This window comes from Burkholderia sp. DN3021 (genome assembly GCF_049805555.1).
Classification (GTDB): Bacteria; Pseudomonadota; Gammaproteobacteria; order Burkholderiales; family Burkholderiaceae; genus Burkholderia; species Burkholderia pyrrocinia_C.
Window position 1 is genome coordinate 1 of sequence record NZ_JBNCAB010000024.1, and the last position, 26,365, is coordinate 26,365.

Here is a 26,365-nt window from a genome sequence, read left to right on the forward strand (position 1 = left end):
CAGCACGGCCGTGGCGAGCGTCCACGCGACAACGCGCACCACGCGTCCGCGGCGCGGCGCGCGCGGCGGCGCGTCGGGCGCGCCGTCGGGCGAGTCCGGATCGTGAGGCGGCGGCGTGTCGTTCGGGTCCTTCGTCATGCGGTTCGTCGTGGATGAAACGGTACGTTCAGAAAGCGATGCCGAGCGTCAGGTACGGACGCACGCTGTGGTTGCGCAACCCGTACGCGACGTCGACGTTGATCGGGCCGACGGGGCTTCGCCAGCGCGCGCCGATACCGACGCCCGGATAAAACACCTTCTCGCCCCACGCATCGGTCGCGGTGCCGATGTCGAAGAACGTGGCGGCGCCCCAGTCGCGGTTGAACCAGTGCTGGTATTCGGCGGTGCCCGTCATCAGGTACTTGGTCGGCAGCACGGAGCCGGCGACGCTGTTGCCGATGCTCTGGTAACCGTAACCGCGCACCGAGTTCGAGCCGCCCGCGCGGAACAGCAGCGACGCCGGCACGCCGGTCGAGCTGCCGCTCGTGAACACGCCGCCGAGCTCCGCGCGGAACACGAACAGGTCGCGCTTGCCGATCGGCAGGTACTGCTGGCCGCGCGCGTAGCCGCGAATGAAGGTCTGGTCGGTTGCCACGCCCTTGATCGCGAAGCCGGCCTCCGCGTGGATCAGGTTGCCCGAGCGCGGAAACAGCGGATCGTCGACGTTGCGGCGCGTCCAGGCCCATTGCGGCACGAGCGCGCGGCTCGTGGTCGGCCCCGCGCCGTTCTGGTCGAGCCGGTCCTGGTAGAACATCAGCGAATACGCATAGTCGATGAACTGGCCGGTGCGCGTGCGCTGCACGCCGACCCGCGCGCTGTAGATGCGCGTGTCCGACACGTTGGTGTTCGTATACGACGCGAGCACGCTGTTGGTCCACCCTTTCTCGCCCGGCGGCATCGACAGCTGGACCTGCCCGTACTGCTGGATCTGGTCGAGCCGGCCCGACACGGTCAGCGGCCACGCGGCGCCGAACGTGTCGAGATACGTATAGGAGCCCTGCACATGCGGGCCCGTGTCGGTTGCATAGCCGACGCCGCCGCGGATGTTGTTGTACGGGAACTCGCTGACCTTCACGTGCACGGGCGTGCGCTCGGGCTTCGTCGTATCGTCGCCGACGTCGATCGCGACGCTCGCGTAGTACGGCGTGTTCTGCAACTGCCGCTGCAATTCGGTGATCCGCTGCGCGTCGTAGATCTCGCCTTCCGACAGCGGATTGACGTTCGTGGCGATCTTCTCCGGATAGCGGCGCACGCCGTCGACATCGACCTTGCCGATCGTAAACGTCGGGCCGCTGTCGAACGCGACCGCGAGCGTCGCGCGCTGCGTGCGCGGGTCGACGCGCGCCTCGGACGACACGATCTTCGCGCCGAGATAGCGGCGCGACTGCAGTTGCTTGAGCGCCGCGCCCTTCGCGCCGTCCCAGTCGGACTGCGTGAACGGGTCGCCCGGCTTCAGCGAGAACGCGAAGCGGGTCGCGGCCTCCTGCTTCGGATCTTCGGTGTCGACGGGGCCCTTGAACGTCAGGTCGACCGTCGACACGACGGTCTGCGGCCCCGGATCGACCGCGATGCGCACGTCGCGCTTGCCGTCGCGCATACGCACGTCGGTGCGCACGACCGGCGAGAAATAACCGGCCGTCGCGGTCAGGTCGCGCACCTGCTGCGGCGTGGCGGTCACGAGGAAGTCGAACTGGTCTTCGCTGATGTCGTCGCGCTTCGCGAAGCGCGCAATATCGAGATGCGACTTGAGCAGCTTGCGGACCGAGCGCGGCGCGTCGATGTCGACGTCGTACTTCGCGTGGGCCGGCAGCGCGAAGAATGCGGCGACGCACCCCGCGAGGGCCGCCCGCGCGGCGCGGGCCGCGGCGCCGGCGCGCTTGCGTGCCACGCGCGGGCCCGGGTCATGCGCCATGTGTGCTTGCTGGTTCGACTGCCCCGCCAAATATGACCTCGCCCTCGGTTGTCACGGTTTCGTGGAAACCCTGTATTTGACCACAGGGCAGCGGCCATGCCCGCACGCGCGAGGCTTTGACGCTTGTGCGCAACGGCGCGCGCACGGGCCCGAGCCGCTTCGCCGCAGGTGCGGGCCCGCGGATTCGACGCGCGATTGGCGCCGGCCGTTCCCGCGATGCGGTAAAATCCCGCCAACGCGAATCCGGCGCATCGTGCGCCGCCCGAAACGGAAAATCCAGCCATGCCGTACCAGTCCGACGTCACGCAGTTCCTGAACCAGCTCAAGCAGCAGAAGCCGACGCTCGAGGAAGAGCAGCGCAAGGGCCGTTCGCTGCTGTGGGACAAGCAGCCGATCGACCTCGAAGAGCGCGCCGACCAGCAGGAATCGCGCGTGAAGCAAACGTCGTACGTCTACTACCAGAACTTCTGACGACGTGAGCGCCGCCGACGAGGCCAGCGCCGCCCGGCAGGACGACGCGATCGCCGCGCCCGCGGGCGCCGATTCGACGCCCGACACGGTCGACGGTGTCGCGGCGTTCGCTCGCCTGTACGGCGAGCCGCTCTTCAAGCTGCCGCAGGATCTCTACATCCCGCCCGACGCGCTCGAGATCTTCCTCGAGACGTTCGAAGGCCCGCTCGACCTGCTGCTGTACCTGATCCGCAAGCAGAACTTCAACGTGCTCGACATCCCGATGGCGCAGGTCACCGCGCAATACCTGGGTTATGTCGACCAGATCCGCACGTCGAACCTCGAGCTGGCCGCCGAATACCTGCTGATGGCCGCGATGCTGATCGAGATCAAGTCGCGGATGCTGCTCCCGGTCAAGAAGGCCGACACCGGCGACGAAGCGGAGGATCCGCGTGCCGAACTCGTGCGCCGCCTGCTCGAATACGAGCAGATGAAGCTTGCCGCGCAGCGCCTCGACCAGTTGCCGCAGCTCGGCCGCGACTTCCTGCGCGCCGAGGTCTACATCGAGCAAAGCATCACGCCGCGCTTCCCCGACGTGAACTCCGACGACCTGCGTGCCGCGTGGGCCGACGTGCTCAAGCGCGCGAAGCTCGTCCAGCACCACAAGATCTCCCGCGAGGAGCTGTCGGTGCGCGAACACATGAGCCTGATCCTGCGCCGGCTGCAGAACGCGCGCTTCATGGAGTTCGCCGACCTGTTCGACACGTCGCGCGGCGTGCCGGTCGTCGTCGTGAACTTCATCGCGATGCTCGAACTCGCGCGCGAATCGCTCGTCGAGATCACGCAGCCGGAGCCGTTCGCGCCGATCTACGTGCGCCTCGCGTACCTCCCCGCTTAAGGCCCGCGCCCGCCCCTCCCGTTCTCCCGATTCACCGCGACGCTCGCCGCTTCGCCGCGGCGGGTGGCCGCCCCCCCAGGCCGCCGCCCGTTTCCGGCACGCCCGATTAAAAAGTGAACGATCGTTCTCTTTTCGATGCGTTTGGCGGCCAAATCCTCTACAATCCGCCGACGCCCGATGCGCCGCCCGCGCGCCGGCGTTCTCCGCTTCGACCCCGACGCCGCTGCTGCGGCGCCAACGCGCGCATGCGCGAGGAACCCGCTACCCGATCATGAAAGTCATCAGCTCGATCCATGAACTGCGCGACCAGCTGCGCGGACAGAACCGCACGGCGTTCGTGCCGACGATGGGCAACCTGCACGAAGGGCACCTGTCGCTGATGCGCCTCGCGCGCCAGCACGGCGACCCGGTCGTGGCGAGCATCTTCGTCAACCGGCTGCAGTTCGGCCCGAACGAGGATTTCGACAAGTACCCGCGCACGCTGCAGGACGATATCGAGAAGCTGCAGAAGGAAAACGTCTACGTGCTGTTCGCGCCGACCGAGCGCGACATGTACCCGGAGCCGCAGGAATACCGCGTGCTGCCGCCGGACGATCTCGGCGGGATCCTCGAAGGGGAATTCCGGCCCGGCTTCTTCACCGGCGTGTGCACGGTCGTGTCGAAGCTGATGGCCTGCGTGCAGCCGCGCGTCGCCGTGTTCGGCAAGAAGGACTACCAGCAGTTGATGATCGTGCGCCGCATGTGCCAGCAGCTCGCGCTGCCGGTCGACATCATCGCGGCCGAAACCGTGCGCGACGAGGACGGCCTCGCGCTGTCGTCGCGCAACCGCTACCTGTCGGCCGACGAGCGCCGGGAAGCGCCCGAACTCGCGAAGACGCTGCAGCGCATGCGCGAAAGCGTGCTCGGCGGCGAGCGCGACCTCGGCAAGCTCGAGCAGCAGGCGCGCACGCACCTGGCCGAGCGCGGCTGGGCACCCGACTACCTGTCGATCCGCCGCCGCGCGAACCTGATCGCGCCGAGCGCCGCCGAACTCGAAGCCGGCGAGCCGCTCGTCGTGCTCGCGGCCGCGAAGCTCGGCGCGACGCGCCTCATCGACAACCTGGAAATCTGACGGGCCGCCCGCCCGCGCCTCTCACGACGCATCACGGAGACACCATGCAGCGCCACATGCTCAAATCGAAGATCCACCGCGCGGCAGTCACGCACTGCGAGCTGCATTACGAAGGCTCGTGCGCGATCGACGAAGACCTGCTCGAAGCGTCCAACATCGTCGAAAACGAACGGATCGACATCTGGAACATCAACAACGGCGAGCGCTTCTCGACGTACGCGATCAAGGGCGAGCGCGGCAGCGGGATGATCTCGCTGAACGGCTCGGCCGCGCGCCGTGCGCAGCTCGGCGACCTCGTGATCATCGCGGCGTTCGCGATGGTCGACGAAGCCGAACTGCAAGCCGGCTGGAAGCCGAAGCTCGTGTTCATCGACGACGGCAACAAGATCAAGGGCCACCGCGATCACGTGCCGACGCAGAACTGGACCTAACCTGACCGGCCGCCCGCGTGCCGTGGCGCGCGGGAGCGGCTGCGCCGCCTGCGGTCGAAGGGCCGGATCCCGTGCGACACGGGATCCGGCCCTTTCTCATTTCAGCGCGCGCCGGCCTCGGGGCCGCGCGATCGGATCAGGACGCCTTGGCGGCCTTCTCCGCCTTCGGCGCAACGCGCTCGGCCCATTCGACGATCGGCCGCCACTGTTCGAGATCCTTTTCGACCCGGCTCTTCGCAACGTCCCACAGCGTGAGGCCGTGCGCGGCGATCTGCACGTAGTTCTGCGTGTCGCGCACGTAGCCGAGCACCGGCAGGCCGAGCCCTTCGACGAAGCGGTGCAACTGGTCGGACGAGCGCGTGCGCGCATCGACCCGCATCCCGACGATCCCGACCTCGACGCCGCCCTTGCGCACGGCCTTCTCGCCAGCGAGGCGCTCCAGAAACTGCTGGGTCGCGAGAATATCGAACATCGACGGCTGCAGCGGCACGATCACCTTGTCGGCCAGTTGCAGCGCGACGCCGAGCCGGTTGCCGTGCAGGCCGGCCGGCGTATCGATCACCGCATATTCGAGGCCGCGCGGCGGCTTCGACGGCGCGTCCGGATCGAGATCCCACGATTCGATCGCCGGCAAGCCGGCCGGCCGCAGGTCGAGCCACGCATGCGCGGACTGCTGCCGGTCCAGGTCGGCGAGCGCGACCCACGCGCCTTGCGCCGCGAAATAGCCGGCAAGATTGGTGGACAGCGTGCTTTTCCCCACGCCGCCCTTCGGATTCGCCACCACGATCACCGTCATGAATTCCCCCGAAAAAGCCACGCGGCGCCGGCCGCGTGGCTGGCGCCGCTCGATTGCGGATACAGGGAGCGATGATATCGGCAAACGGGGGATCACCGGAACGGGTCGCGCCGAACCGCGCGCCCCTGATACTCCGTTACGCGCGCTGAACCGCGGCCTCCCGGGCGCCGATCGCGAACGCGCCGCCGCCCAGCAGCGCCTGCACGGCAAGCGTGACGGCCCAGAAGGCCGGATATTCCCAGCCGCCGTTCGGCGACGAGAAGCTCCAGCCGTTCGGCAGATGCGCGGCCGTCGCGCCGAGCATGAACGGCAGCAGCGCGAGCGCTGCAACCCGCACGCGGAAACCCGCGAGCAGCGCCAGGCCGCCGGCCAGTTCGACGAACGTCGTCAGGTATGCGAGCCAGCCCGGCAGGCCGATCGACGCGAAGAACTGCGCAGTGCCGGGCAGTGTGAAGACGAACACCTTCTGCGCGACGTGCGCGAGGTACAGCACGCCGAGCGCGACGCGCAGCAGCGTCGCGGCGAAATCGTTCAGGCGATTGGGGTTCATGGCGGATTCCTTCATGAGTGGATGAGAATGGATCGCACTCTATTCGAACCGATTCAACCGATAAACACGCCAATCCGCTTTAACTGATTCCCAACAGGAACGAATAAGGCCGTAAAAAAGGGGCACGACCGATCATGCCCCGATACCCGCGTCAGTAACCGCTCTTGCCTTGCGTGGCGTCGCCGGAACCAGACTGGCCGCCGCCCGGTGTGTACGAATCGCACGCGTGCGCAACCGCCGATGCGCCCAGCAGCGCCGCGAGCAGCACGCTCCACCACCATCGAACCTTCATCATCGGACTCCTCCAGGCGGACCTCCGCCCTCCTTGTGTTGTACGCGATCCGGCGGAAAAAGCGAGGACGGCCCGGCGCCGCTTCAGCGAAACTCGGCGTACAGCGCGTCGAGGTCGAGATGTTCGGCGAACGTGTCGGCCAGCCGTTCCAGCGATGCCTCGCGCAGCGCCGGATAGTCGATGCGCTCCGCGCCGTCGAGCCCGGCCCACGCGAGCAGCGCCGCGCACGCGTCGGGCGCGTCGAACAGCCCGTGCACGTAGGTCGCGAGGATCTGGCCGTCGGCGGAAACCGCGCCGTCCGGGCACGTGCCGTCCTGCGCGGCGTCGTCTGCCAGGGCCAGCGCGGGCGCGGCAAGCGCGGGCCCCCGCGTGTCGCCCATATGGATCTCGTAGCCGCGCACGGCGGCCCCGCCCGGCAGCGCGAGATGTCCGGTCACGTTCTTCAGCGTCTTGTCGGGCTGCAGCGTCGTGTCGAAATCGAGCAGCGCGAGCCCCGGCACGCTGCCGGGCGCGCCTTCGAGGCCGAGCGGATCGTCGAGCGTGCGGCCGAGCATCTGCATCCCGCCGCAGATGCCGATCACCTTGCCGCCGTAGCGCAGGTGGCGACGGATCACCGCGTCCCAGCCCGCGTCGCGCAGCCATCCGAGATCGCGCTGCACGCTCTTCGAGCCGGGCAGGATCAGCAGGTCGGCATCCGGCACCGGGCCGCTCTTCCAGTACGTGAACTCGACCTGCGGATGCGCGCGCAGCGGATCGAAATCGGTGTGATTGCTGATGCGCGGCAGCGCGGGCACGACGACGCGCAGCACGCCGGCGTCGCCACGTGCGGCGGCGCTGCGCGCCTGCGCGGGCAGCATGTCCTCCGCATCGAGCAGCAGCCCGTGCAGGTAGGGCAGCACGCCGAACACGGGCTTGCCGGTCTGCGCGCGCAGCCAGTCGAGCCCCGGTTCGAGCAACTTGAAGTCGCCGCGGAAACGGTTGATCACGAAGCCGCGCACGCGTGCGCGCTCGCTGTCCGACAGGCATGCGAGCGTGCCGACCAGATGCGCGAACACGCCGCCGCGGTCGATGTCGGCGACGAGCACGACCGGGCAGTCGACGCGTTCGGCAAAGCCCATGTTCGCGATGTCGCCGTCGCGCAGGTTGATCTCGGCCGGGCTGCCTGCGCCCTCGACGATCACCGTGTCGTAACCGGCACGCAAGCGCGCGTACGACTCGAGCACCGCGTCGAACGCGACCGGCTTGTAGCCGTGATACGCCCGCGCGTCGAGGTTCGTGCGCGCCTTGCCGTGAATGATCACCTGCGCGCCGCGATCGCTCGTCGGCTTCAGCAGCACGGGGTTGAAATCCGTATGCGGCGCGACGCCCGCGGCCAGCGCCTGCAGCGCCTGCGCGCGGCCGATCTCGCCGCCGTCGGCCGTCACCGCGCTGTTGAGCGCCATGTTCTGCGGCTTGAACGGCGCAACGCGCGCGCCGGCACGGCACGCCAGGCGGCACAGGCCCGCGACGAGCGTGCTCTTGCCCGCGTCGGAGGTCGTGCCCTGGATCATCAGCGTGCCGCGTGGCCGCGGCTCGGGTGCATTCATCGTGTAAAGGTCGTCGCGAAGCAAAGGACGCATTATCGCCCGCGCCGGTACGCCTGCGCCGTTACAATCACGCGATGATTCCGCACGACCTCACCTTCGTCCTCGGCGGCGCGCGCTCGGGCAAGAGCGCGCATGCCGAGCGGCTCGCGGCCGACAGCGGCCGCCCCGTCACCTACATCGCGACTGCGACCGCCGCCGATGCCGAATTCGCGCAGCGCATCGCGCATCATCGCGCGCGCCGGCCGGCCGAATGGGGGTTCGCCGAGGCGAGCGTCGACCTCGCCGGCACGCTCGCTCGGCTCGACGATCCGCACGCATGCCTGCTGGTCGACTGCCTGACGCTGTGGCTCACGAACCTGCTGTGCCCGGTCGACGGCGAGCCGCTCGACGATGCGCAGTACACGGCGCAGGTCGAGCGGCTCGAACACGCATTGCGCGGCGCGCGCGCGAAGGTGATCGTCGTCAGCAACGAGATCGGGCTCGGCGTCGTACCGCTCGGGTCGGTCACGCGCCGCTACGTCGACGAACTCGGGCGCCTGAACCAGCGCGTCGCCGCGCTCGCGACGCGCGTGACGCTGCTCGTCGCCGGGCTGCCGCTCGACCTCAAGACGGGAGCGCCGTCATGCTGATGCTGTCGCTGCCCGTCGTCGCGATGCTTGCGGTCGCGGCCGCGATCGTCGACCGCGCGATCGGCGAACCCGCCGGCTGGCATCCGCTCGTCGCGTTCGGCCGGCTTGCCGCGCGCATCGAAGGCGCTCTGAATACGGGCCGGCGCGGCCGCGTGGTCGGTGTCGGCGCGTGGGCCGCGGCCGTCGTGCCGCCGGTGGCCGTCGCCGCATGGCTCGTGGCCGTGCTGCCGTGGCCGCTCGCGGCCGCGCTGCACGTCGCGCTGCTGTGGTTCGCGCTCGGCGCGAAAAGCCTCGCCGACCACGTCGCGCCGATCGCCGCGGCGCTGCTGCGGCGCGACCTCGACGCCGCGCGTAAGCTGACCGCGCGCATCGTGTCGCGCGACACGAGCGACGCCGACGAAGGCGCGTTGTCGCGCGCGGCCGTCGAATCGGCGCTTGAGAACGGCAACGACGCGATCTTCGGCGCACTCTTCTGGTTCGTCGTCGCGGGCGGCCCCGGCGCGTTGCTGTTCCGGCTCGCTAACACGCTCGACGCGATGTGGGGCTACCGCACACCACGCTTCCTGACCTTCGGCTGGGCCGCCGCGCGGCTCGACGACGCACTGAACTGGATTCCCGCTCGCCTCACGGCCGCGAGCTACGCGCTGCTCGGCGACACGGCCGCCGCATGGCGCTGCTGGCGCACGCAGGCGCGCCACTGGGACAGCCCGAACGCAGGCCCGGTGATGGCCGCGGGCGCCGGCAGCCTGAACGTGCAGCTCGGCGGCCCGGCCGTCTATCACGGCGAAATCGAGGATCGTCCGGCGCTCGGCACCGGTGCAACCGCGACCGCCGTCCACATCGTCGCCGCGCTGTCGCTCGTCACACGTACGCTCGCACTGTGGCTCGCGCTGCTGGTCGCGAGCGGCGCTCTCGTCATGGCCACCCATCATGTCTGACACACGCATCGCGCACGGCGGCAACCTGCATGAAGCCGCACGCCGCCACGGCATTCCGTACGACGCGTGGCTCGACCTGTCGACCGGCATCAATCCGGTCGGCTATCCGGTGCCGCCCGTCCCGGCCGACGCGTGGCGCCGGCTGCCCGACGACGGCGACGGCCTCGCGGCCTGTGCCGCGCAGTACTACCGCGCGCCCGATCCCGCACACGTGCTGCCGGTCGCCGGCAGCCAGGCCGCGATCCGCGCATTGCCCGCATTGCTGCCGACCGGCGACGCCGGCGTCGCGTCGCTCGCGTACGGCGAATACGCACCCGCGTTCGCGCGTCACGGCCATCGCGTCGTTTCGCTCGACATCGGCACGGATACGCTGCCGGCGACGCTGCGTCACGTCATCGTCGGGAATCCGAACAATCCGACCGCCGAATTCGTGCCGGCCGAACGCCTACTCGGCTGGCATGCGCAGTTGTCGGCCCGCGGCGGCACGCTGATCGTCGACGAGGCGTTCGCCGATACGGGCGCGACGCAATCGCTCGCGCCGCAGGTTAATCGGCCCGGGCTCGTCGTGCTGCGCTCGGTCGGCAAGTTCTTCGGTCTCGCCGGTATCCGCGCGGGCTTCGTGCTCGCATGCCCCGAACGGATCGCCGCGCTGCGCGACATGCTCGGCGCATGGACGGTCGGCGGCCCCGCGCGTCACGCGGTCGCCGCGGCATTCGCGGATCGCGCATGGCAGGCCGCCGCCCGCGAACGGCTCGCGGCCGACGGCGAGCGGCTGGCCGCGCTGTTGCGCACGCACGGCTTCACGGTTCGCGCGACACCGCTCTTCAGCTGGACCGACGATCCGCGCGCCGCGGCGCTGCATGCGGCGCTCGCGGCACGCGGGATCTGGACGCGATACTTCGCGAAGCCGTCGAGCGTGCGCATCGGCCTGCCGGGCAGCGAAGCCGAATGGCAGCGCCTCGGTGTTGCGCTCGCGCACTGCGTGCCGACGCTGCAACAGGAATCCGCATGAGCCCACGCAAGTTCCGCCGGCTGGCGCCGGCTGCGACACTGGCCGCGCTCGTTCATGCGCCGCTCGTCCACGCCGATGTCACGACGCGCGACGACGCCGGCAATACGGTTACGCTGCCCGCGCCCGCGCAGCGCGTGATCAGCCTCGCGCCGCACGCGACCGAGCTGATCTACGCGGCCGGCGGTGGTACGAAGCTCGTCGGCACCGTCACGTACAGCGACTATCCGCCCGCCGCGCAAGCGGTGCCGCGCGTCGGCGACAACAAGGCGCTCGACCTCGAGCGGATCGCCGCGCTGAAGCCCGACCTGATCGTCGTCTGGCGGCACGGCAACGCCGAGCGGCAGACCGATGCGCTACACGCGCTGCACATCCCGCTGTTCTTCAGCGAACCGAAACATCTCGACGACGTGTCGTCGTCGCTGCGCCGGCTCGGCACGCTGCTCGGCACGCAGCCGGCAGCCGATGCGGCCGCGGCGTCCTTTGCGCGCGACATCGCGACGCTGCGCACACGCTACGCCGCGCGTCCGCCCGTCACGATGTTCTTCCAGGTCTGGGACCGCCCGCTGACGACGCTCAACGGCGCGCACCTGATCAACGACGTGATCGCACTATGCGGCGGCCGCAACGTGTTCGCGTCGCTCAAGCCGCTCGCGCCAAGCGTTACCGACGAGGCCGTGCTCGCCGCGAATCCGGAAGCGATCGTGACGACGAGCGCCGGCGCGACGCGCTCGGACGAACCGCTGCCGAGCCTTGCACGCTGGCGCGCGTGGCCCGCGCTGACGGCCGTGGCGCGCAACAACCTGTTCGCGATCGACGGCGACCTGCTGACGCGGCCGTCGCCGCGGATCGCGCAGGGTGCGGCCGCGCTGTGCGAGGATCTCGATGCCGCGCGTGCGCGGCGGTCGGCGCGCTGATTTCCGGCGACTTGCGCGTTTGACGCACACATATCGATGCGTCCGGTACTTGAGACGGTTTGACCGCGCGTCGCATCGTTCACATGCAGGCTCGGACAAGCCTATTCATCCCAGTGCACGACTTCCCATGTTCGCGCCACGTCATCCGCACGCAGCCAGACGACACCGCCTGTCGGCACCGGCCGCGACAGCAGCGTATCGAGCGGCACACGCAACACATGCGATGCGAACGCGCGGATCACGCCCGCGTGCGTGACCGCCCATTGCGGCCGATCAGTCTGCACAACCGCGTCGGCCCGCCGCGCAACTCGCGCGGCGAACCGCGCGACGCTTTCGCCGCCATGCGCGCACGCATGCATCAGGTCGGCCGCCCACGCATCGAGCGCCGCACGGTCGATATCGTCCCAGCGCCGCATTTCCCACGCGCCGAAATCCATTTCCTGCCAGCCGGCATCGCGCTGCAGCGGCACATCGCATGCGTGCGCGAGCCGTTCGGCAACCGATGCGCATCGCGTCAGCGGGCTCGTCCAGAGCTGTTCGGGCGGCGGCGCGCCGATAGCCGACAGGTGCGCACGCACGGCATGCGCGCCGGCATCGGCCGACGCGGCGAGCGGCACGTCGCTGCGTCCGTAACACATGCCCGGCTCGACGGCGACGGCCGGATGACGGATCAGGACGACGTCCATCCGAGCACCACGAGATAGATCACCAGTTCGCTCAGTTGCTGCGCGAAGCCGAGACAGTCGCCCGTATATCCGCCGATCCGTTTCACGAAGTAGCGGGCCACCCACGCGCGCACGAGCACGAGCGCAACGCCCGCGGCGACACCCGTGCGCCAGTCCGGCCAGAACAGCCACGGCAACCCGAATACCGCCGCGACGCACGCCGCGCGTGCGCCCATCCGTTGCGCGACCGGCTTCGCCTTGCCTTCGGGCCGCACATAGTCGAGCGACATCAGCAGGCTGACGGCCGCCGCACGGCTCGCCGCATGCGCGGCGATCATCGTCCAAGCGGCGCGCAGCGGCGGCATGGCCGCGAGCGCCTGCCATTTCAGGCCGAGCGCGATCACGAGCGCGACCGCGCCGAACGTGCCGATCCGCGAGTCGTGCATGATGCGCAGCACGTCGTCGCGCGTGTAGCCGCCGCCGAATGCATCGCAACTGTCGGCGAGGCCGTCCTCGTGGAAAGCGCCGGTCGCGAGCAGCGTCGCGGCCATCGACAGCCCGACCGCGATCGACGCGGGCAGCACGCGCAACGCGGCGAGATAGACGAGCGCACCCCACGCGCCGACGCATGCGCCGACGAGCGGGAAATAGCGCGCGGCCTGGTCGAGATCGCCGGCCGCGTAGCCGATCGCGCGCGGCACGGGCACGCGCGTGAAATAGCCGAGCGCGACGAAGAAGTAGCGCAGTTCGGCACGCACGCCGGGCGCGCGATCAGGCGTCACGATTGTCGACGCCGGCGGACTCGAAGCTCGCCATCTCGCTGAGGAACGCAGCCGCCGCGCGCACGAGCGGCAGCGCGAGCGCCGCGCCCGTGCCTTCGCCGAGCCGCAGGTCGAGCGCGAGCAGCGGCTTCGCGCCGAAATGCTCTAGCATGCGCCGGTGCCCGGCCTCGTGCGACGTATGCGAGAACACGCAGTAGTCGCGCACGCCGGGCGCGATGCGCTCGGCGACGAGCAGCGCGGCCGTCGCGATGAAGCCGTCGACGAGGATCGTCATCCGCTCGCTCGCGGCCGCGAGATACGCGCCCGTCATCATCGCGATCTCGAAGCCGCCGAACGTCGCGAGCACGTCGAGCGGCGCGATCGCGTGCGAGTGCTTGACGAGCGCGCGGCCGAGCACCGCGCGCTTGTGCGCGAGCCCCTGGTCGTCGAGGCCCGTGCCGCGCCCGACGCATGCATCGATCGGCACGTCGAGCAGGCGGCTCATCAGGCACGCGGCCGACGACGTGTTCGCGATCCCCATCTCGCCGAAGCCGATCACGTTCGTGCCGAGCGACGCGTGCAGGCGCACGCGCGCCGCACCGGCCGCGAGCGCCGTCATCGCCTCGTCGTGCGTCATCGCCGGCTCCGTCGCGAAGTTGCGCGTGCCGCGCGCGACCGGCAGCGACACCAGCCGGTCGGACAGCGGAAGCGGCGACGCAACGCCCGCATCGACGATCTCGAGCGTGCTCTGCGCGACGCCCGAGAACGCGTTGATCGCCGCGCCGCCGGCCAGGAAGTTCGCAACCATCTGCGCGGTCACCGCTTGAGGGTAAGGACTCACGCCCTCGGCCGCGATCCCGTGGTCGCCGGCGAACACGATCGTCACCGGGCGCTGCACGGTCGGCCGCTCGGTGTGCTGGATCAGGCCGATCTGCAGCGCGACCGCCTCGAGCTGGCCGAGGCTGCCAGGCGGCTTGGTCTTGTGGTCGATCACATGCTGCAGGCGCTTGCGCAGCGCGTCGTCGAGCGGCGCGATCGCGGGTGGGAAGTGGGTCGGAGTCGTCATCGGGAAGCCGTGTCGTTGGCGCGGCCTGCGCCGCGCATCGGAAAGGAAAAGGTCATTGTCGCTCAGGCCATGCAGGCAGCAGCGCGTCGCGGCCATGCTCGCGGATCAGCACGAGCGGATAGCCGAATGCATCACTCGCACGCTCGGGCGTCAGCACGTCGTGCACGGGGCCGGCCCACGCATGGCCGCGGCCGTCGAGCAACAGCGCATGCGTCGCGAAACGCCGCGCGAGATTCAGGTCGTGGCACGAGAACAGCACCGTGCGCGGGCCCGCGTCGAGCCATGCGGCCAGCGCGGTCAGGCAGTCGATCTGGTGATGCAGGTCGAGATGCGCGAGCGGCTCGTCGAGCAGCATCAGCGACGCATCCTGGCACAGCGTCGCGGCCAGCGCGACGCGCTGCCGCTCGCCGCCCGACAGCGACAGCACGTCGCGCGACGCGAGCGCGGTCAGGTCGAAGGTCGCAAGCGCGTCGCGCGCGGCCGCGCGGTCGCCGTCGCGCTCCCAGCCCCAGCCGCCGAGATACGGAAAGCGGTTGAGCAGCACCGTGTCGAACACGGTCGCGCTGAATGCATCGTGCAGTTGCTGCGGCATCAGCGCGCGACGCTGCGCGAGCTGCGTGGGCGGCCATGCGGCAAGCGGCCGGCCATCGACCTCGACCCGGCCGCCGGCCGGCGGGTGCAGCCCCGCGAGCGTCGCGAGCAGCGTCGTCTTGCCCGCGCCGTTCGGCCCCGCGACGCACCAGATTTCGCCGGGGCGGAAGGCCTGCGTAAAGCCGTCGAGCAGCGTGCGCGCGCCGGCCTTCAGCGTCAGGTCGACGGTCGCGCAGGCCATGTCGTTGCCGGAAGCAGCGGCGTACTGCGCAGTGCCTGTCATCGCATCGGCCTCCTCAGCAACATCCACAGGAACACCGGCACGCCGATCAACGCGGTCATCACGCCGACCGGCAGTTGCGCGGGCGCGATCGCGGTGCGCGCGAGCAGGTCGGCCGCCATCACGCCGCCGCCGCCCGCGAGCATCGCGGCCGGCAGCAGCATGCGCTGGTCGTTGCCGAATGCGAGCCGCAGCGCGTGCGGTACGACGAGGCCGACGAAGCCGATCGTGCCGGCCGTCGTCACCGCGGCCGCCGCGGCCAGCGACGCGACGAGATAGATCCGCACGCGCAGGCGCGCGACGGGTACGCCGAGCGCGAGCGCGGTCGCGTCGCCACGCAGCAGCACGTTCAATTGCGGCGCGGCCGGCAGCGCGACACATGCGGCCAATAGCAGCGCGCCCCACGCGAACCACGGTGCGGTCACGCCGTTCAGGTCGCCCGTCAGCCAGAAGATGATCCCGCGCAACCGCGCATCGGGCGCGAGCGACAGCAGCAGCGTGACGAGCGCGCCCCACCCTGCCGCGATCACGACACCGGTAAGCAGCAGCCGCGGCGACGCGTCACGCGAGTCGCCGCGCCACAGCTCGCGGCGCGCGAGGCCGAGCACGAGCGCAACCGACACGAGCGCGCCGGCGAACGCCGACGCATCGACGAGCCACCACGCACCGCCCGCGATCATCGCGACGAGCGCGAACCCGGCCGCGCCGCCGGACACGCCGAGCACGTACGGTTCCGCGAGCGGGTTGCGCAGCAGCACCTGCAGCAGTGCACCGGCAAGCGCGAGCAGCGCGCCGCACGCGAAGCCCGCGAGCGCGCGCGGCAGGCGCAGCGTGCGGACGATGTCGGCGAACAGCGCATCGCCGCCATGCGGCGCGAGCGACGCGAGCGCCTGCCACGGCGACATCGGCACGCTGCCGATCGACAGCGACGCGACGAACAGCAACGCGACCGCGGCGGCCAGCGCGGCCCAGATCGCGGCGGCGCGCGCGGCGCTCATGCCGCGCACGGCGCTGCGCACGACGCGCGGCGCATCCGCTTACTGCTGCTGCCAGCCGAGCGTGACATAGGCGCCGCGCTTCGGCGTGTTGTAGGCGTATGCAAGCTCGTAGTCCTTGTCGAGCAGGTTATCGATGCGCGCGCTGACGTACCACGACTTCGTGATGTTGTAGCGCGCGGACAGGTTGACGATCCCGTAGCCGCCGAGCCGCCCGCCGCCCGGATCGTTGCGCGCGCCGCTCACGAGCCATTCGCCGCCGACACGCCACGCGCCGAATGCGCGGTTCACGGCCATCGACGCGAAACGTCGCGCGCGGCGGTCGAGATCCTGATTCTGCGTTTCGTTGACCGGGTTCTGCAACGTGGCGGCAACCCGTACGTCGGTCGCGCCGACATGCCCCTGCCACGATCCTTCGAGCCCCTGCACCTTTGCGCTGCCGACGTTCTGCGCAATATAGTAGAAACCGCTCCCGTCGGGCCGATAGTTGATCAGGTTCGCGTAGCGCGTCTGGAACGCGGTGAGCCGCATCACGCCCACCGCATCGGACGCATACTGCAGCGCGGCCTCGATCGAATGGCTGTGCTCCGGCTGGATCGACGGATTGCCGGCCATCGGGTAATAGAGGTCGTTGAAGCTCGGCGCGCGAAACGCGTCCGAATAGCTCGCGGTCACCTTCCAGCGATCGGTCAGTTCGAGGCCGTAGCCGAGATAGTAGGAGTTGGCACCGCCGAAGTCCGAATACTGGTCGCGGCGCAGGTTCGCCTGGAACTGCTGGCGGCCGAAGCGCCCCGAATAACCGATCCAGCCGGAATTCACGTGACGCTGCGGCGCGGCATACGCATTCGACATGAACTGCTGGTCGAGCCGCTCGTAGCCGGCCTGGATCAGGTGATCCGGTGCGATCCGGAAATCGTTCTGCCACGTGTACTGGCGGTTGTCGGTATTGAAGTGATCGGTATAGACGCCGTTCAGCGCCGACTGGCTGCGATCGTTGCCGGTCGACACGCTCAGGCGAGCGGTCCACCAGTCGGTCAGCTTGCCGTTCGCGAACGCACGCACCTGCTGCACGCGCGAATAGAGGTTGTTCAGGTCGGTCGGCACGCCCCACGCATTGTCGTAGCTGTTGTTGCCATTCGACTGGAAGTAGCTGACGCCCGCATCCCAGCGGTCGTTGAAGCGGTGGCGCAGCGCCGCGGTGATGCTCTCGTTCAGGTAGCCGTTGGCATTCGGGTTCGCATTCGGCTTCTTCGCCGGGTCGAGCGCGGAAAAACCGTTGTCCTTGTCGCGTGCGATCGACACGCTGAACGTCGTCTTCCCGTCGCCGTCGAGCCGGCCCGCTACGCCGGCCTGCTGCGTCTGAGTGCCGTAGCTGCCGACTCCGACCGCGAAGTTGAAGCGCGGCGGATGATTGCCGCCGTCCTTCGTGAACACCTGCACGACGCCGCCGATCGCGCCCGAGCCGTACAGCGACGACACGTTGCCGTTGACGATCTCGACGCGCTCGATCTGATCGAGCGGCAGCTGGCTCAGTTGCGCGGCACCGAGACTCGCGGAATCGACCCGCACGCCGTCGATCAGCACGAGCGACTGCGTCGACTCCGCGCCGCGCAGAAACATCGTCGCGCTCGCGCCGGGGCCACCGTTACGCACGATCTGCGCGCCGGGTGCGAACGCGAGCAGCGTCGGCAGATCGGCGCCCGGATGCGCGGCGATATCCTGCGCGTCGAATACGGTGGTTTGCGGAATCGTGTCGGCCAGCGCCTGCGGCGCGCGCTGCGCGGTGACGACGACCGGTTCGAGCATGGTCGCAGCGGCAGGCCGGGCCGCTGGCGCGGCGGACGTTGCCGCGGGTACGGCGGGCGCCGAGGTCTGCGCGGCGGCGGCAAGCGGCAGTCCGCAGAGCGCGCCGAGCGCCGTGCGGACGATTGGGGTCAGCATGAAGATAAATCCCGTGAAGCACTGCGCGCCCCGCCTCCCCGCAGGCCGCGCGTCACGAAGCCCGTGCGGGCTCCCCGCCTCGGCCGGTATCCGGGCTGGCGGCGTACCGGCTCGCCTTCCCGCGCGATGACGCGCAGTGGCCCGCGCCCGCGTGCGAAACCTGCACGCGGAACGCGCCTGAGCCGGCCTGCGTCACAGGACGCGGCCGCTTACCGTTGCGGGGGCAGCGCAGGTTGGCGGCCTCCCGGCGGAGCCCGCTCCCTGCTTCCCGTTTAACCGCGCGTTCCACGCGCGAGCACCGAGGCGGCGCCAGTTTAGGAGCCGCTCGCGCGAGCGTCAAGGAAGCGTCCGGACACGCACGTGGCGCGCCTATTCGCGGCAAGAAGCGGGGGTGTTACGACTGGAAACGTTACAGATGTCGGATTGCGCGTTATTCCGCGCTAAAATGCTGGGTCTTTAGAGGACGCAGCAAATGCTCAACGAACTCGAAACCCTATCTCAAAATATTGGCCGTCTGATTTCGCTGAACAAGCGCTATCACTCGGAACGGCTCGCGCTCGAGGAGCAGGTCGCGCAATTGCGCGCGGAAGCGGACACGGTCCGCGCGGAACTCGCGCAACTGCGCGATGAACGCAATGCGCTCGCGGCCGAGCGCGACACGCTGTCGGCAAAGATCGACGACGCACAGGTGAAACTGAACGCGATTCTCGAAAAGCTGCCGCGCTCGAAAAGCGCGGAGCAAGCCGACAACCAGCTCGACCTGCTGGATGCGCAGGCGCGTACGGATGGCGATGACGCGGCCAGCCACGGAGAACATGCATGAGTACCAAGCAGATCGAAGTCTCGATTCTCGGTCAGGCGTATCGTCTCGCCTGTTCGGCCGAGACCGAAGCGGCGCTGCTCGAGGCGGTCGCGCGCGTCGACGCCGAAATGTCGAAAATCCGCTCGAACAGCTCGGTACGCGGCACCGATCGCATCGCGGTGATGGCGGCACTGTCGCTCGCATCGGAATTGCTGCGGCTGCAAACGAGCGTGCGTCACGGTGAAGCATTTCCGGCGGAGGAAATCCGTCGTACAATGCACCAGATGAACGAACAGCTCGGCGCGGTGCTCGCACAGCACGAGACGCAGTAACGTTTTAATCGATGCGTCGATTCCCCTTGATCTCGGCGATCAACGGTGGTCAAATTGGCGCATCGAAACACAGTTCAGTCAGCTTCCCTGCCTGGTTCGCCAAGGTCATATATTCCTTGAACCAATGCCATGTGCACGGTTGCGGAAATTTGTAGCACGGGCGCGCGCGTCACTCTGTCTGATGTACCCGAAGTGCTGCTAACTGCGACCAATTCTGAACCTCAGGTTCAGGATGCCGGCCTAGCGGCCAAGGCGGGGGCCTATCCAACGGCATCGGGCGAGTCCCGGTGCCGTTTTCTTTTTCAGGGTCTGTTTGCATGTGCAACGCGCATGCAAACAGACCCTCATGCCTCCTACTGCGTCGATCACGATCCATGCAATACTGGCTGATGAAGTCCGAACCGGACGAAGCAAGCATCGACGATCTCGCCAACGCACCGCAGCGCTCGCTGCCGTGGACCGGCGTGCGTAACTATCAGGCGCGCAATTTCATGCGCGACACGATGAAGATCGGCGACGGCGTGCTGTTCTATCACTCGAGCTGCCCCGAGCCGGGCATCGCAGGCGTCGCCGAAGTATCGTCGACGCCCTACCCCGATCCCACGCAGTTCGATCCGAAAAGCCCCTATTACGACCCGAAGTCGACGCAGGAAGCGCCGCGCTGGCTGCTCGTCGACGTGCGCTATGTGAAAAAGTCGCCGCTCGTGCCGCTCGCCGCACTGCGCGAACACGACGAACTCGCCGACATGCGCGTGCTCGCACGCGGCAACCGGTTGTCGATCACACCGGTCACGCGCGCAGAATGGCGGTTCATCACCGAAAAGCTGATGAAGTAGGCGCACGCAGTAGGCGCACGCAGTAGGCGCACGCGCCAAACGTCAAATCTGGTCAGCACGCGCTGCCGCCGCGGAACTCGCGGGTCTTTCGCGCAGCCTAAGCAACCGCTGTCGGCCAATCGGGCCGGCTGTTGTTTTTTTCGCGCGGTACGCCCGCGTCGCGCACGCGTGATCCGCGTGCGCGCCCTCGCACAAGGAGTCCAACAATGACCAAGAAATCCGCACTCGCGCTGTCGCTCGCACTCGCCGCCGCCGTTCCCGTCGCGCTGACGCTCGCGTCGCCCGCCGCGCACGCGCAGACCGCGAACCCGCACTTCCCGGAACCGGCGGGCGTGCTGTCGCTTTCGTCGCAGGCCAGCGCCGACGTGCCGCAGGACATCATCCACATCACGCTGTTCTACGAGCAGCAGGCAAAGGATCCGGGCAGCCTCACGTCCGCGCTGAACCAGCGTGCCGATGCCGCGCTGTCGCAGGCGAAGGGCGTATCGGGCGTCACCGCGCACACGGGCGCATTCTCCGTGTATCCGAGCACCGATCGCGACGGGAAGATCTCCGCATGGCGCGGCCGCACCGAGGTCGCGCTCGAATCGCGCGATTTCGCCGCGGCGTCGAAGCTTGCAGGCCAGCTGTCGAACCTGATGCAGGTCGCGAACGTCGAGTTCTCGCTGTCGCCTGAAGCGCAGCGCACGGCCGAGCAGAAGCTCACGACCGAAGCGATCAAGTCGTTCCGCGCCCGCGCTGACGAAGCCGCGAAGGCGTTCGGCTACAGCAGCTACACGATCCGCGACGTCAACGTCGGCAGCGGCCGCAACGTGCAGCCGTACCCGCGCATGATGGCGATGGCCGCGGCGCCGATGGACAGCGCGAAGATGAGCGCACCGATCGCGGTCGAAGGCGGCAAGGCCACCGTGTCGGTCACCGTCAACGGCTCGGTTCAGATGAAGTAACGCGCAACGCGCGGCTGTCGGAAACGAAAAACGCCGGCCCTCGGGCCGGCGTTTTTCATTTGCATGCGTGTTGCCGATGCACGCGCCAGTTGCGCGCGCATCGATATCGCATCACGCAGCCGCATTCGCCGCGCGACGGCGATACGCCCAGACCATCAGCGCGATGCCCGCGAGGATCATCGGCAGCGACAGCCACTGCCCCATCGACAGGCCGAGCGCAAGCAGGCCGAGGAAGTCGTCGGGCTCGCGCGCGAACTCGACCGTGAAGCGGGCGAGGCCGTAGCCGATCAGAAACAGCGCGGACACGGCGCCCATCGGCCGCGACCTGCGCGAGAAGAAGAACAGCGCGAAGAACAGTGCGATGCCTTCGAGCGCAATTTCGTAGAGCTGCGAAGGATGGCGCGGCAGCATCTGGTATTGCATGAACACGTCGGCGAGATGCCACTTCTCGACGAGCGCCGGATGCTTCGGCAGCCAAGCCGCATCGTCGCGCATCGCGCCCGGGAACAGCATCGCCCACGGCGCCGCCGGGTCGGTCACGCGGCCCCACAGCTCGCCGTTGATGAAGTTGCCGAGACGCCCGGCCGCGAGCCCCGTCGGCACCATCGGCGCGACGAAATCGGTGACCTGCAGCCAGTGGCGCTTGCGCTGCCACGCGAACAGCATCATCGCGAGCGTCACGCCGAGGAAGCCGCCGTGAAACGACATGCCGCCCTCCCACACCTTGAACACGTCGAGCGGATGCGAGAAGTAGAAATCGGCCTTGTAGAACAGCACGTAGCCGAGCCGGCCGCCGAGCACGGTGCCGAGCACGCCGTAGAACATCATGTCGTCGATGTCCTTCGCGGTCCAGCCCTGCGCCGCGACGTGCGGCAGCTTCAGGCGGACCCGGCCGACGACGATCGCCGCGATGAAGCCGACGAGATACATGAGGCCGTACCAGCGCACGGCCAGCGGCCCGAGATGGATCGCAACGGGGTCGAAATTCGGGTGAATGATCATGGGTTAGCGAAGAAGTTTTCGAATGCGGTACGGCCGTCGCGAACGCGCAGCACCGCGCGTTGGACGGCACCGGCGCTCCATCGTTCACGTCACGCGGCGAGGCCCTGCGCGCGCACGACGTCGATGAAGCCGGCGAGCACGGGACTCACGTCGCCCGTGCGCCACACGAGGCCTGTCTCGACGACCGGCGCGTGACCGGCGAGCGGCCGGTAGACCACGCCGGTGCGCCGCAGGTTACGCAGCGATTGCGGCACCAGTGCGACGCCCATGCCGGCCGACACGAGGCTGACGATCGTCTGCATCTGGATCGCCTCCTGGCCGATGCGCGGAGTTTCCCCCGCCGCGCCGTAGCAGCCCGTAATGATGTCATAAAAGCCGGGCGCCAAACGACGCGGAAAGATCACGAGCGGCAATGCGGCGATATCGGCGAGATGCACGGGTTCGTCTTGGGGCGCGTCGCACGCTGTGGCCGGCATCGCGACCACCAGCGGCTCGCGCACGACGGGCAAGTACGACAGCCCGGCCGCGTGACGCGGCGGCACCGGCGGAATGACGAGCCCTGCGTCGATGCGGCCGGCGACGAGCTCGTCGATCTGCACGTCGCTCGTCGCCTCCGCGAGCTGCAGGCGCACCTGCGGATAGCGCGCGCCGAACGCGCGCAACAGCGACGGCAGCAGCCCGTAATCGGCGGTCGACACGAACGCGAGCGACAGCGAGCCGGCCTCGCCGCGCGCGAGCCGCCGCGCGAGCGGCGGCAGCGCATCGGCCGACGCAAGCAGCCGGCGCACGTCGGGCAACAGCGCCGCGCCGACCGCGGTCAACGCCACCGAGCGCTTGGTGCGCACGAACAGCGCGACGCCGAGCGCATCCTCGAGCGCCCGGATCGCCTGCGACAGCGGCGGCTGCGTCATCGACAGGCGTTCGGCAGCGCGGCCGAAATGGCGCTCGTCGGCAACGGTCATGAAATAGCGCCACTGGCGCAGGTCGGGCGTCGGATCGGCCATACGTCACTCATTCGCAAAACGACTTAATAGACGACAAATAATATATTGGACATCCCAATCCGGACACTCCATTCTTGTTTCATCCGAACCGGCGCGCCGCTCACGGGCGTCGCCCAGACAACGATGGAGTCCCCCATGCCGTACAACCGTCGCTCGAAGCACATCACGCAAGGCGTGGCCCGTTCGCCGAACCGCTCGATGTATTACGCACTCGGCTACCAGAAGGACGATTTCGACAAGCCGATGGTCGGCATCGCGAACGGCCATTCGACGATCACGCCGTGCAATTCCGGCCTGCAGCGCCTGTCCGACGCGGCCGTCGCGGCCGTGAAGGCGTCCGGCGCGAACCCGCAGATCTTCGGCACGCCGACGATTTCGGACGGCATGTCGATGGGCACCGAGGGCATGAAGTACTCGCTCGTGTCGCGCGAGGTGATCGCCGACTGCATCGAGACCTGCGTGCAAGGGCAATGGATGGACGGCGTGGTCGTCGTCGGCGGCTGCGACAAGAACATGCCGGGCGGCATGATCGCGCTCGCGCGCCTGAACGTGCCCGGCATCTACGTGTACGGCGGCACGATCCGCCCCGGCCACTGGAAGGGCCGCGACCTGACGATCGTGTCGTCGTTCGAGGCCGTCGGCGAATTCACCGCGGGCCGGATGACGCAGGAGGATTTCGAAGGCGTCGAGCAGAACGCGTGCCCGACGTCGGGTTCGTGCGGCGGCATGTACACCGCGAACACGATGAGTTCGTCGTTCGAGGCGCTCGGGATGTCGCTGCTGTACTCGTCGACGATGGCGAACCCCGACCAGGAGAAGGTCGATTCGGCGGCCGAATCGGCGCGCGTGCTCGTCGAGGCCGTGAAGCGCGACCTGAAGCCGCGCGACATCATCACGAAGGCGTCGATCGAGAACGCGGTGTCGGTGATCATGGCGACCGGCGGCTCGACCAATGCGGTGCTGCACTATCTCGCGATCGCGCATGCGGCCGAGGTCGACTGGACGATCGACGACTTCGAGCGCATCCGCAAGCGCGTGCCCGTGATCTGCGACCTGAAGCCGTCGGGCCGGTACGTCGCGACCGACCTGCACCGGGCCGGCGGGATTCCGCAGGTGCTGAAGATCCTGCTCGATGCGGGGCTGCTGCACGGCGACTGCATGACGATCACCGGCCGCACGATCGCCGACGAACTGAAGGACGTGCCGAGCGTGCCGCGCGCGGACCAGGACGTGATCTTCCCGATCGACCACGCGCTGTACAAGGAGGGCCACCTGGCGATCCTGAAGGGCAATCTCGCGGAAGACGGCGCGGTTGCGAAGATCACCGGCCTGAAGAACCCGGTGATCACGGGCCCCGCCCGCGTGTTCGACGACGAGCAAAGCGCGATGGATGCGATCCTCGGCGACCGGATCCGCGCCGGCGACATACTCGTGCTGCGCTACCTCGGCCCGCAGGGCGGCCCCGGCATGCCGGAAATGCTCGCGCCGACGTCCGCGATCATCGGCAAGGGGCTCGGCGAATCGGTCGGCTTCATCACGGACGGCCGCTTCTCGGGCGGCACGTGGGGCATGGTGGTCGGCCACGTCGCGCCCGAGGCGTTCGTCGGCGGCACGATCGCGCTCGTGCAGGAAGGCGACTCGATCACGATCGACGCGCACCGGCTGCTGCTGGAACTGAACGTCGACGATGCCGAGCTCGCGCGCCGTCGCGCCGCGTGGAAACAGCCGGCGCCGCGCTACACGCGCGGCGTGCTCGCGAAATTCGCGGCCCTCGCCCGGCCGGCGAACCAGGGCGCCGTCACGGGTTGACGCGATGTCGCCGCCGCATGCGACCCCAATGGAAATGGCCGCCGAGGGAACGCGCAAAACGTGCGTTCCCTTTGCTTTTATAATGCGCGGACCATGAAGCCGGCCGTCCCCGCCGGCGGAGAACCGCATGAAACAGACGATATTGCGCGCGCTGCTCGTGATGCTGCTGACCGGCGGCGCAGCGGCGGCGCGCGCCGATCAGGCCGACGGGCTCGCGCTTGCGCAGCGCAAGAACTGCATGGCCTGCCACGCGGTCGGCAAGCCACTGATGGGCCCGTCGTTCCGCGACATCGCCGGCAAGTATGCGACGCGCGGCGATGCCGTCGATTACCTTGCCCAATCGATCGTGAAAGGCAGCGTCGGTGTATGGGGCAGCGTGCCGATGCCCGCCAATACGCAACTGACGAGCGGCGAAGCCCACGCACTCGCGCAATGGGTGCTGTCGCTGCGTTGAACCGGATGCCCCGGACGGGGCACAACCGTTGTGCCGGGTGCCGCCGACAGGCGGGCTTGCCCGTCGCCGGCAGCTTCGCCGGCACTTACTGGAACCGCCCCTTTTTTCTATCGCCGGAACGGCCGGGTGTTCAGCCCGAATGACCGGCGCGGCGGCGCGCGATCTCTTCGTCGACCGCGTCGCGGACCCAGTCCATGACCTCGGTTTCCAGCGTCAGCGCCACCTCGCGCGTGACCTGGCCGACCAGCCAGGCCGAATGCTCGTGCAGCGCGTCGCGGCAGCGAGCCTCGATGGCCTCGCGCCCTGCTCCGGTCAGATAGCTCGTCAGCCGATTGCGCAGGCGCTCGGCGATATGCTGCGCATCTTCCGGCGTCAGCCCGACGGCTGCCTGCCCATCCGGCTGCGGCGCCGCGGCCGGTACGACCGCCTCCGGCATGACCGCGTCAGACGCGTGCCCGGCCGCGTCGCGCGCCACCGCAGCGAACGCATGCTGCGACGCATCGTCGTCGGCCAGCGACGACCGGAGCGGCGCATTCATGACCGCTGCGTCCGCGGCGACCACATGCTCCGCGGCGCCCGGTTCGGCCGGCGCATCGGTCTCGCCCATTGCCGCCGCAGCAGCCGTCGCGACGTCGCCCGGCAGCTCGACCGCCGGCACGTGCAGCGTCGGCACGGGTTCGATCACGACGAATTCGGGGTCGGCCTCGGTTTTCGCGGAATCGGCCGGCGCGATCACGTCGGTCAACACCGGAATCGCCGCGCCGACGTGCGGCTGCGGCGCGTCGGGCGCGGGCGAGCGCGCCGGCACCGGCTTGCCCGGCACCAACACGTCGGTCAGCGTCGGGATCGAGGATGAATCGGCTTGTGTCACGGGAACGCTCCGTCGACGGTTGCGGCTAGCTGCCCTGCTTGTAGTTGTTCAGCGCGTATCCGCGATCGCGGTAGAAGCGATAGCGGTCGCGGCCCGCGGCCAGTTCGTCCGGCGCGTTGCCGACCACTTCGAGCAGGCGCTCGAAGCGGGCGAACTGCGCGGGCACGGTCGCGCCGAGGTTCAGCAGCACGTGATGATGCGGCGCCTTGTCGAGATCGGCGGCCAGCACGATCGGCGTCCCGGCCGCGTGCTCGCTGTCGACGCCGCAATGCGGAATGAAATCGAGCGGCGAGAACGTCCAGAGCCGCTCGTCGAGCGCGCGCAGGCGCGCGGGCTCGGCGAGCACGACGACCGGCTGCCCGGCCTGGTAGGCCTTGCGCAGCAGCCGGCACGCGTACGCGAGCGAATCGCCGACGTTCGAGTGGAAATCGATCCGCGTCATTGCCCGCGC

General features: G+C 69.0%; 29 protein-coding genes, 1 other RNA gene and 1 riboswitch. Of the genes, 15 read left to right on the top strand and 15 right to left on the bottom strand.

Going from position 1 to position 26,365, the window contains the following annotated elements:
* Positions 1 to 166: 166 nt before the first annotated feature.
* A complete protein-coding gene (locus ACPUER_RS14500; protein WP_310138936.1) occupies positions 167 to 1,981 on the bottom strand; it encodes an autotransporter assembly complex family protein in 1,815 nt (604 codons plus the stop codon).
* A 252-nt stretch (positions 1,982 to 2,233) separates the two neighbouring features.
* Between ACPUER_RS14500 and ACPUER_RS14505 the strand changes: the two genes are divergently transcribed.
* The 4 genes from ACPUER_RS14505 to panD all read left to right on the top strand — a co-directional run bounded on the left by ACPUER_RS14505 (position 2,234) and on the right by panD (position 4,841).
* The gene (locus ACPUER_RS14505) at positions 2,234 to 2,422 is read left to right on the top strand and encodes a DUF3460 family protein (RefSeq protein WP_034178757.1); all 189 of its coding nucleotides are present in this window, start codon (positions 2,234 to 2,236) and stop codon (positions 2,420 to 2,422) included.
* Positions 2,423 to 2,426: 4 nt separating this feature from the next.
* Positions 2,427 to 3,299 (top strand): segregation and condensation protein A, encoded by an 873-nt coding sequence (locus ACPUER_RS14510; RefSeq protein ID WP_034178758.1) that lies wholly within the window; start codon positions 2,427 to 2,429, stop codon positions 3,297 to 3,299.
* A gap of 271 nt (positions 3,300 to 3,570) precedes the next feature.
* The gene (gene panC, locus ACPUER_RS14515) at positions 3,571 to 4,410 is read left to right on the top strand and encodes a pantoate--beta-alanine ligase (protein ID WP_174384252.1); all 840 of its coding nucleotides are present in this window, start codon (positions 3,571 to 3,573) and stop codon (positions 4,408 to 4,410) included.
* Between the two features lie 44 nt (positions 4,411 to 4,454).
* Entirely contained in the window at positions 4,455 to 4,841 is a 387-nt protein-coding gene (panD, locus tag ACPUER_RS14520; protein ID WP_031398432.1) for an aspartate 1-decarboxylase, read from the top strand.
* A gap of 136 nt (positions 4,842 to 4,977) precedes the next feature.
* On the opposite strand, the gene ACPUER_RS14525 is transcribed toward panD, so the two are convergent.
* From ACPUER_RS14525 to ACPUER_RS14540, 4 genes are all read right to left on the bottom strand, one after another.
* Positions 4,978 to 5,637 (bottom strand): ParA family protein, encoded by a 660-nt coding sequence (locus tag ACPUER_RS14525; RefSeq protein WP_425131430.1) that lies wholly within the window; start codon positions 5,635 to 5,637, stop codon positions 4,978 to 4,980.
* A gap of 136 nt (positions 5,638 to 5,773) precedes the next feature.
* On the bottom strand, positions 5,774 to 6,187 hold the full coding sequence (locus ACPUER_RS14530) for a DoxX family protein (protein WP_175964217.1): 414 nt from the start codon (positions 6,185 to 6,187) through the stop codon (positions 5,774 to 5,776).
* Positions 6,188 to 6,338: 151 nt separating this feature from the next.
* Positions 6,339 to 6,482 carry a hypothetical protein gene (locus ACPUER_RS14535; RefSeq protein WP_175964185.1) on the bottom strand — a complete coding sequence of 48 codons (144 nt, stop codon included), beginning with the start codon at positions 6,480 to 6,482 and terminating at the stop codon, positions 6,339 to 6,341.
* Between the two features lie 80 nt (positions 6,483 to 6,562).
* On the bottom strand, positions 6,563 to 8,065 hold the full coding sequence (locus tag ACPUER_RS14540; RefSeq protein ID WP_425131431.1) for a cobyric acid synthase: 1,503 nt from the start codon (positions 8,063 to 8,065) through the stop codon (positions 6,563 to 6,565).
* Between the two features lie 74 nt (positions 8,066 to 8,139).
* Between ACPUER_RS14540 and cobU the strand changes: the two genes are divergently transcribed.
* Genes cobU through ACPUER_RS14560 form a run of 4 tightly spaced genes read left to right on the top strand, consistent with a single transcriptional unit; the run spans position 8,140 to position 11,558 of the window.
* Positions 8,140 to 8,694: a bifunctional adenosylcobinamide kinase/adenosylcobinamide-phosphate guanylyltransferase gene (cobU, locus tag ACPUER_RS14545; RefSeq protein WP_425131432.1), complete on the top strand. Its 555-nt coding sequence runs from the start codon at positions 8,140 to 8,142 to the stop codon at positions 8,692 to 8,694.
* The gene (gene cbiB / locus ACPUER_RS14550) at positions 8,688 to 9,632 is read left to right on the top strand and encodes an adenosylcobinamide-phosphate synthase CbiB (protein ID WP_425131433.1); all 945 of its coding nucleotides are present in this window, start codon (positions 8,688 to 8,690) and stop codon (positions 9,630 to 9,632) included. The genes cobU and cbiB overlap by 7 nt, the downstream gene beginning before the upstream one ends.
* A complete protein-coding gene (gene cobD, locus ACPUER_RS14555) occupies positions 9,625 to 10,644 on the top strand; it encodes a threonine-phosphate decarboxylase CobD (protein ID WP_425131434.1) in 1,020 nt (339 codons plus the stop codon). Before cbiB ends, cobD begins: the two co-directional genes overlap by 8 nt.
* Complete coding sequence (locus tag ACPUER_RS14560) at positions 10,641 to 11,558, top strand: cobalamin-binding protein (RefSeq protein WP_425131435.1); 918 nt, start codon at positions 10,641 to 10,643, stop codon at positions 11,556 to 11,558. Before cobD ends, ACPUER_RS14560 begins: the two co-directional genes overlap by 4 nt.
* 101 nt (positions 11,559 to 11,659) lie before the next feature.
* Here ACPUER_RS14560 and cobC read toward each other — a convergent pair whose 3' ends face one another.
* The 6 genes from cobC to ACPUER_RS14590 are packed head-to-tail and all read right to left on the bottom strand — an operon-like array spanning position 11,660 to position 17,857.
* A complete protein-coding gene (gene cobC / locus ACPUER_RS14565; RefSeq protein WP_175964211.1) occupies positions 11,660 to 12,244 on the bottom strand; it encodes an alpha-ribazole phosphatase in 585 nt (194 codons plus the stop codon).
* On the bottom strand, positions 12,229 to 13,005 hold the full coding sequence (locus ACPUER_RS14570) for an adenosylcobinamide-GDP ribazoletransferase (protein ID WP_425131436.1): 777 nt from the start codon (positions 13,003 to 13,005) through the stop codon (positions 12,229 to 12,231). The genes cobC and ACPUER_RS14570 overlap by 16 nt, the downstream gene beginning before the upstream one ends.
* Positions 12,995 to 14,050, bottom strand: a complete 1,056-nt coding sequence (gene cobT, locus ACPUER_RS14575) for a nicotinate-nucleotide--dimethylbenzimidazole phosphoribosyltransferase (protein ID WP_175964209.1) — start codon at positions 14,048 to 14,050, stop codon at positions 12,995 to 12,997. The genes ACPUER_RS14570 and cobT overlap by 11 nt, the downstream gene beginning before the upstream one ends.
* Positions 14,051 to 14,102: 52 nt before the next feature.
* Complete coding sequence (locus tag ACPUER_RS14580; protein ID WP_425131437.1) at positions 14,103 to 14,924, bottom strand: ABC transporter ATP-binding protein; 822 nt, start codon at positions 14,922 to 14,924, stop codon at positions 14,103 to 14,105.
* Complete coding sequence (locus ACPUER_RS14585; RefSeq protein ID WP_310138967.1) at positions 14,921 to 15,919, bottom strand: FecCD family ABC transporter permease; 999 nt, start codon at positions 15,917 to 15,919, stop codon at positions 14,921 to 14,923. Before ACPUER_RS14585 ends, ACPUER_RS14580 begins: the two co-directional genes overlap by 4 nt.
* 39 nt (positions 15,920 to 15,958) lie before the next feature.
* Positions 15,959 to 17,857 (bottom strand): TonB-dependent receptor domain-containing protein, encoded by a 1,899-nt coding sequence (locus ACPUER_RS14590; RefSeq protein WP_425131438.1) that lies wholly within the window; start codon positions 17,855 to 17,857, stop codon positions 15,959 to 15,961.
* Between the two features lie 64 nt (positions 17,858 to 17,921).
* Positions 17,922 to 18,175: riboswitch (cobalamin riboswitch) on the bottom strand.
* A 154-nt stretch (positions 18,176 to 18,329) separates the two neighbouring features.
* Here ACPUER_RS14590 and ACPUER_RS14595 point away from each other — a divergent pair.
* The 5 genes from ACPUER_RS14595 to ACPUER_RS14615 all read left to right on the top strand — a co-directional run bounded on the left by ACPUER_RS14595 (position 18,330) and on the right by ACPUER_RS14615 (position 20,774).
* Entirely contained in the window at positions 18,330 to 18,680 is a 351-nt protein-coding gene (locus ACPUER_RS14595; protein ID WP_006478092.1) for an ATPase, read from the top strand.
* Complete coding sequence (locus ACPUER_RS14600) at positions 18,677 to 18,991, top strand: cell division protein ZapA (protein WP_011352906.1); 315 nt, start codon at positions 18,677 to 18,679, stop codon at positions 18,989 to 18,991. Before ACPUER_RS14595 ends, ACPUER_RS14600 begins: the two co-directional genes overlap by 4 nt.
* Positions 18,992 to 19,072: 81 nt before the next feature.
* Positions 19,073 to 19,254, top strand: a non-coding RNA gene (gene ssrS, locus ACPUER_RS14605) — 6S RNA.
* 111 nt (positions 19,255 to 19,365) lie between these two features.
* Positions 19,366 to 19,827 (top strand): EVE domain-containing protein, encoded by a 462-nt coding sequence (locus tag ACPUER_RS14610; protein ID WP_425131439.1) that lies wholly within the window; start codon positions 19,366 to 19,368, stop codon positions 19,825 to 19,827.
* 206 nt (positions 19,828 to 20,033) lie between these two features.
* The gene (locus ACPUER_RS14615; RefSeq protein WP_072443552.1) at positions 20,034 to 20,774 is read left to right on the top strand and encodes an SIMPL domain-containing protein; all 741 of its coding nucleotides are present in this window, start codon (positions 20,034 to 20,036) and stop codon (positions 20,772 to 20,774) included.
* A gap of 111 nt (positions 20,775 to 20,885) precedes the next feature.
* Here ACPUER_RS14615 and lgt read toward each other — a convergent pair whose 3' ends face one another.
* Positions 20,886 to 21,776 carry a prolipoprotein diacylglyceryl transferase gene (gene lgt / locus ACPUER_RS14620; RefSeq protein WP_175964204.1) on the bottom strand — a complete coding sequence of 297 codons (891 nt, stop codon included), beginning with the start codon at positions 21,774 to 21,776 and terminating at the stop codon, positions 20,886 to 20,888.
* An 89-nt stretch (positions 21,777 to 21,865) separates the two neighbouring features.
* Entirely contained in the window at positions 21,866 to 22,780 is a 915-nt protein-coding gene (locus ACPUER_RS14625; RefSeq protein ID WP_425131440.1) for a LysR substrate-binding domain-containing protein, read from the bottom strand.
* Positions 22,781 to 22,915: 135 nt separating this feature from the next.
* On the opposite strand from ACPUER_RS14625, the gene ilvD reads away from it, so the two are divergent.
* Both ilvD and ACPUER_RS14635 read left to right on the top strand, forming a co-directional pair.
* Positions 22,916 to 24,589, top strand: coding sequence for a dihydroxy-acid dehydratase (gene ilvD / locus ACPUER_RS14630; RefSeq protein ID WP_425131441.1), 1,674 nt, complete (start codon positions 22,916 to 22,918; stop codon positions 24,587 to 24,589).
* Between the two features lie 127 nt (positions 24,590 to 24,716).
* A complete protein-coding gene (locus ACPUER_RS14635; protein ID WP_175964201.1) occupies positions 24,717 to 25,043 on the top strand; it encodes a c-type cytochrome in 327 nt (108 codons plus the stop codon).
* A 130-nt stretch (positions 25,044 to 25,173) separates the two neighbouring features.
* Here the strand turns inward: ACPUER_RS14635 and ACPUER_RS14640 are convergent, their stop codons facing one another.
* The gene (locus ACPUER_RS14640) at positions 25,174 to 25,914 is read right to left on the bottom strand and encodes a DUF2486 family protein (RefSeq protein WP_425131442.1); all 741 of its coding nucleotides are present in this window, start codon (positions 25,912 to 25,914) and stop codon (positions 25,174 to 25,176) included.
* Positions 25,915 to 25,939: 25 nt separating this feature from the next.
* Entirely contained in the window at positions 25,940 to 26,356 is a 417-nt protein-coding gene (locus tag ACPUER_RS14645) for a DNA polymerase III subunit chi (RefSeq protein ID WP_034178777.1), read from the bottom strand.
* Positions 26,357 to 26,365 lie beyond the last annotated feature (9 nt).

Excerpts from the sequence above, each read along its gene's own strand:
- ACPUER_RS14505 (WP_034178757.1), top strand. The coding sequence starts at position 2,234 with ATGCCGTACCAGTCCGACGTCACGCAGTTCCTGAACCAGCTCAAGCAG.
- panC (WP_174384252.1), top strand. The coding sequence starts at position 3,571 with ATGAAAGTCATCAGCTCGATCCATGAACTGCGCGACCAGCTGCGCGGA.
- panD (WP_031398432.1), top strand. The coding sequence starts at position 4,455 with ATGCAGCGCCACATGCTCAAATCGAAGATCCACCGCGCGGCAGTCACG.
- ACPUER_RS14525 (WP_425131430.1), bottom strand. The coding sequence starts at position 5,637 with ATGACGGTGATCGTGGTGGCGAATCCGAAGGGCGGCGTGGGGAAAAGC.
- ACPUER_RS14530 (WP_175964217.1), bottom strand. The coding sequence starts at position 6,187 with ATGAACCCCAATCGCCTGAACGATTTCGCCGCGACGCTGCTGCGCGTC.
- ACPUER_RS14535 (WP_175964185.1), bottom strand. The coding sequence starts at position 6,482 with ATGATGAAGGTTCGATGGTGGTGGAGCGTGCTGCTCGCGGCGCTGCTG.
- ACPUER_RS14540 (WP_425131431.1), bottom strand. The coding sequence starts at position 8,065 with ATGAATGCACCCGAGCCGCGGCCACGCGGCACGCTGATGATCCAGGGC.
- cobU (WP_425131432.1), top strand. The coding sequence starts at position 8,140 with ATGATTCCGCACGACCTCACCTTCGTCCTCGGCGGCGCGCGCTCGGGC.
- cbiB (WP_425131433.1), top strand. The coding sequence starts at position 8,688 with ATGCTGATGCTGTCGCTGCCCGTCGTCGCGATGCTTGCGGTCGCGGCC.
- cobD (WP_425131434.1), top strand. The coding sequence starts at position 9,625 with ATGTCTGACACACGCATCGCGCACGGCGGCAACCTGCATGAAGCCGCA.
- ACPUER_RS14560 (WP_425131435.1), top strand. The coding sequence starts at position 10,641 with ATGAGCCCACGCAAGTTCCGCCGGCTGGCGCCGGCTGCGACACTGGCC.
- cobC (WP_175964211.1), bottom strand. The coding sequence starts at position 12,244 with ATGGACGTCGTCCTGATCCGTCATCCGGCCGTCGCCGTCGAGCCGGGC.
- cobT (WP_175964209.1), bottom strand. The coding sequence starts at position 14,050 with ATGACGACTCCGACCCACTTCCCACCCGCGATCGCGCCGCTCGACGAC.
- ACPUER_RS14580 (WP_425131437.1), bottom strand. The coding sequence starts at position 14,924 with ATGACAGGCACTGCGCAGTACGCCGCTGCTTCCGGCAACGACATGGCC.
- ACPUER_RS14585 (WP_310138967.1), bottom strand. The coding sequence starts at position 15,919 with ATGAGCGCCGCGCGCGCCGCCGCGATCTGGGCCGCGCTGGCCGCCGCG.
- ACPUER_RS14590 (WP_425131438.1), bottom strand. The coding sequence starts at position 17,857 with ATGCTGACCCCAATCGTCCGCACGGCGCTCGGCGCGCTCTGCGGACTG.
- ACPUER_RS14595 (WP_006478092.1), top strand. The coding sequence starts at position 18,330 with ATGCTCAACGAACTCGAAACCCTATCTCAAAATATTGGCCGTCTGATT.
- ACPUER_RS14600 (WP_011352906.1), top strand. The coding sequence starts at position 18,677 with ATGAGTACCAAGCAGATCGAAGTCTCGATTCTCGGTCAGGCGTATCGT.
- ACPUER_RS14610 (WP_425131439.1), top strand. The coding sequence starts at position 19,366 with ATGCAATACTGGCTGATGAAGTCCGAACCGGACGAAGCAAGCATCGAC.
- ACPUER_RS14615 (WP_072443552.1), top strand. The coding sequence starts at position 20,034 with ATGACCAAGAAATCCGCACTCGCGCTGTCGCTCGCACTCGCCGCCGCC.
- lgt (WP_175964204.1), bottom strand. The coding sequence starts at position 21,776 with ATGATCATTCACCCGAATTTCGACCCCGTTGCGATCCATCTCGGGCCG.
- ACPUER_RS14625 (WP_425131440.1), bottom strand. The coding sequence starts at position 22,780 with ATGGCCGATCCGACGCCCGACCTGCGCCAGTGGCGCTATTTCATGACC.
- ilvD (WP_425131441.1), top strand. The coding sequence starts at position 22,916 with ATGCCGTACAACCGTCGCTCGAAGCACATCACGCAAGGCGTGGCCCGT.
- ACPUER_RS14635 (WP_175964201.1), top strand. The coding sequence starts at position 24,717 with ATGAAACAGACGATATTGCGCGCGCTGCTCGTGATGCTGCTGACCGGC.
- ACPUER_RS14645 (WP_034178777.1), bottom strand. The coding sequence starts at position 26,356 with ATGACGCGGATCGATTTCCACTCGAACGTCGGCGATTCGCTCGCGTAC.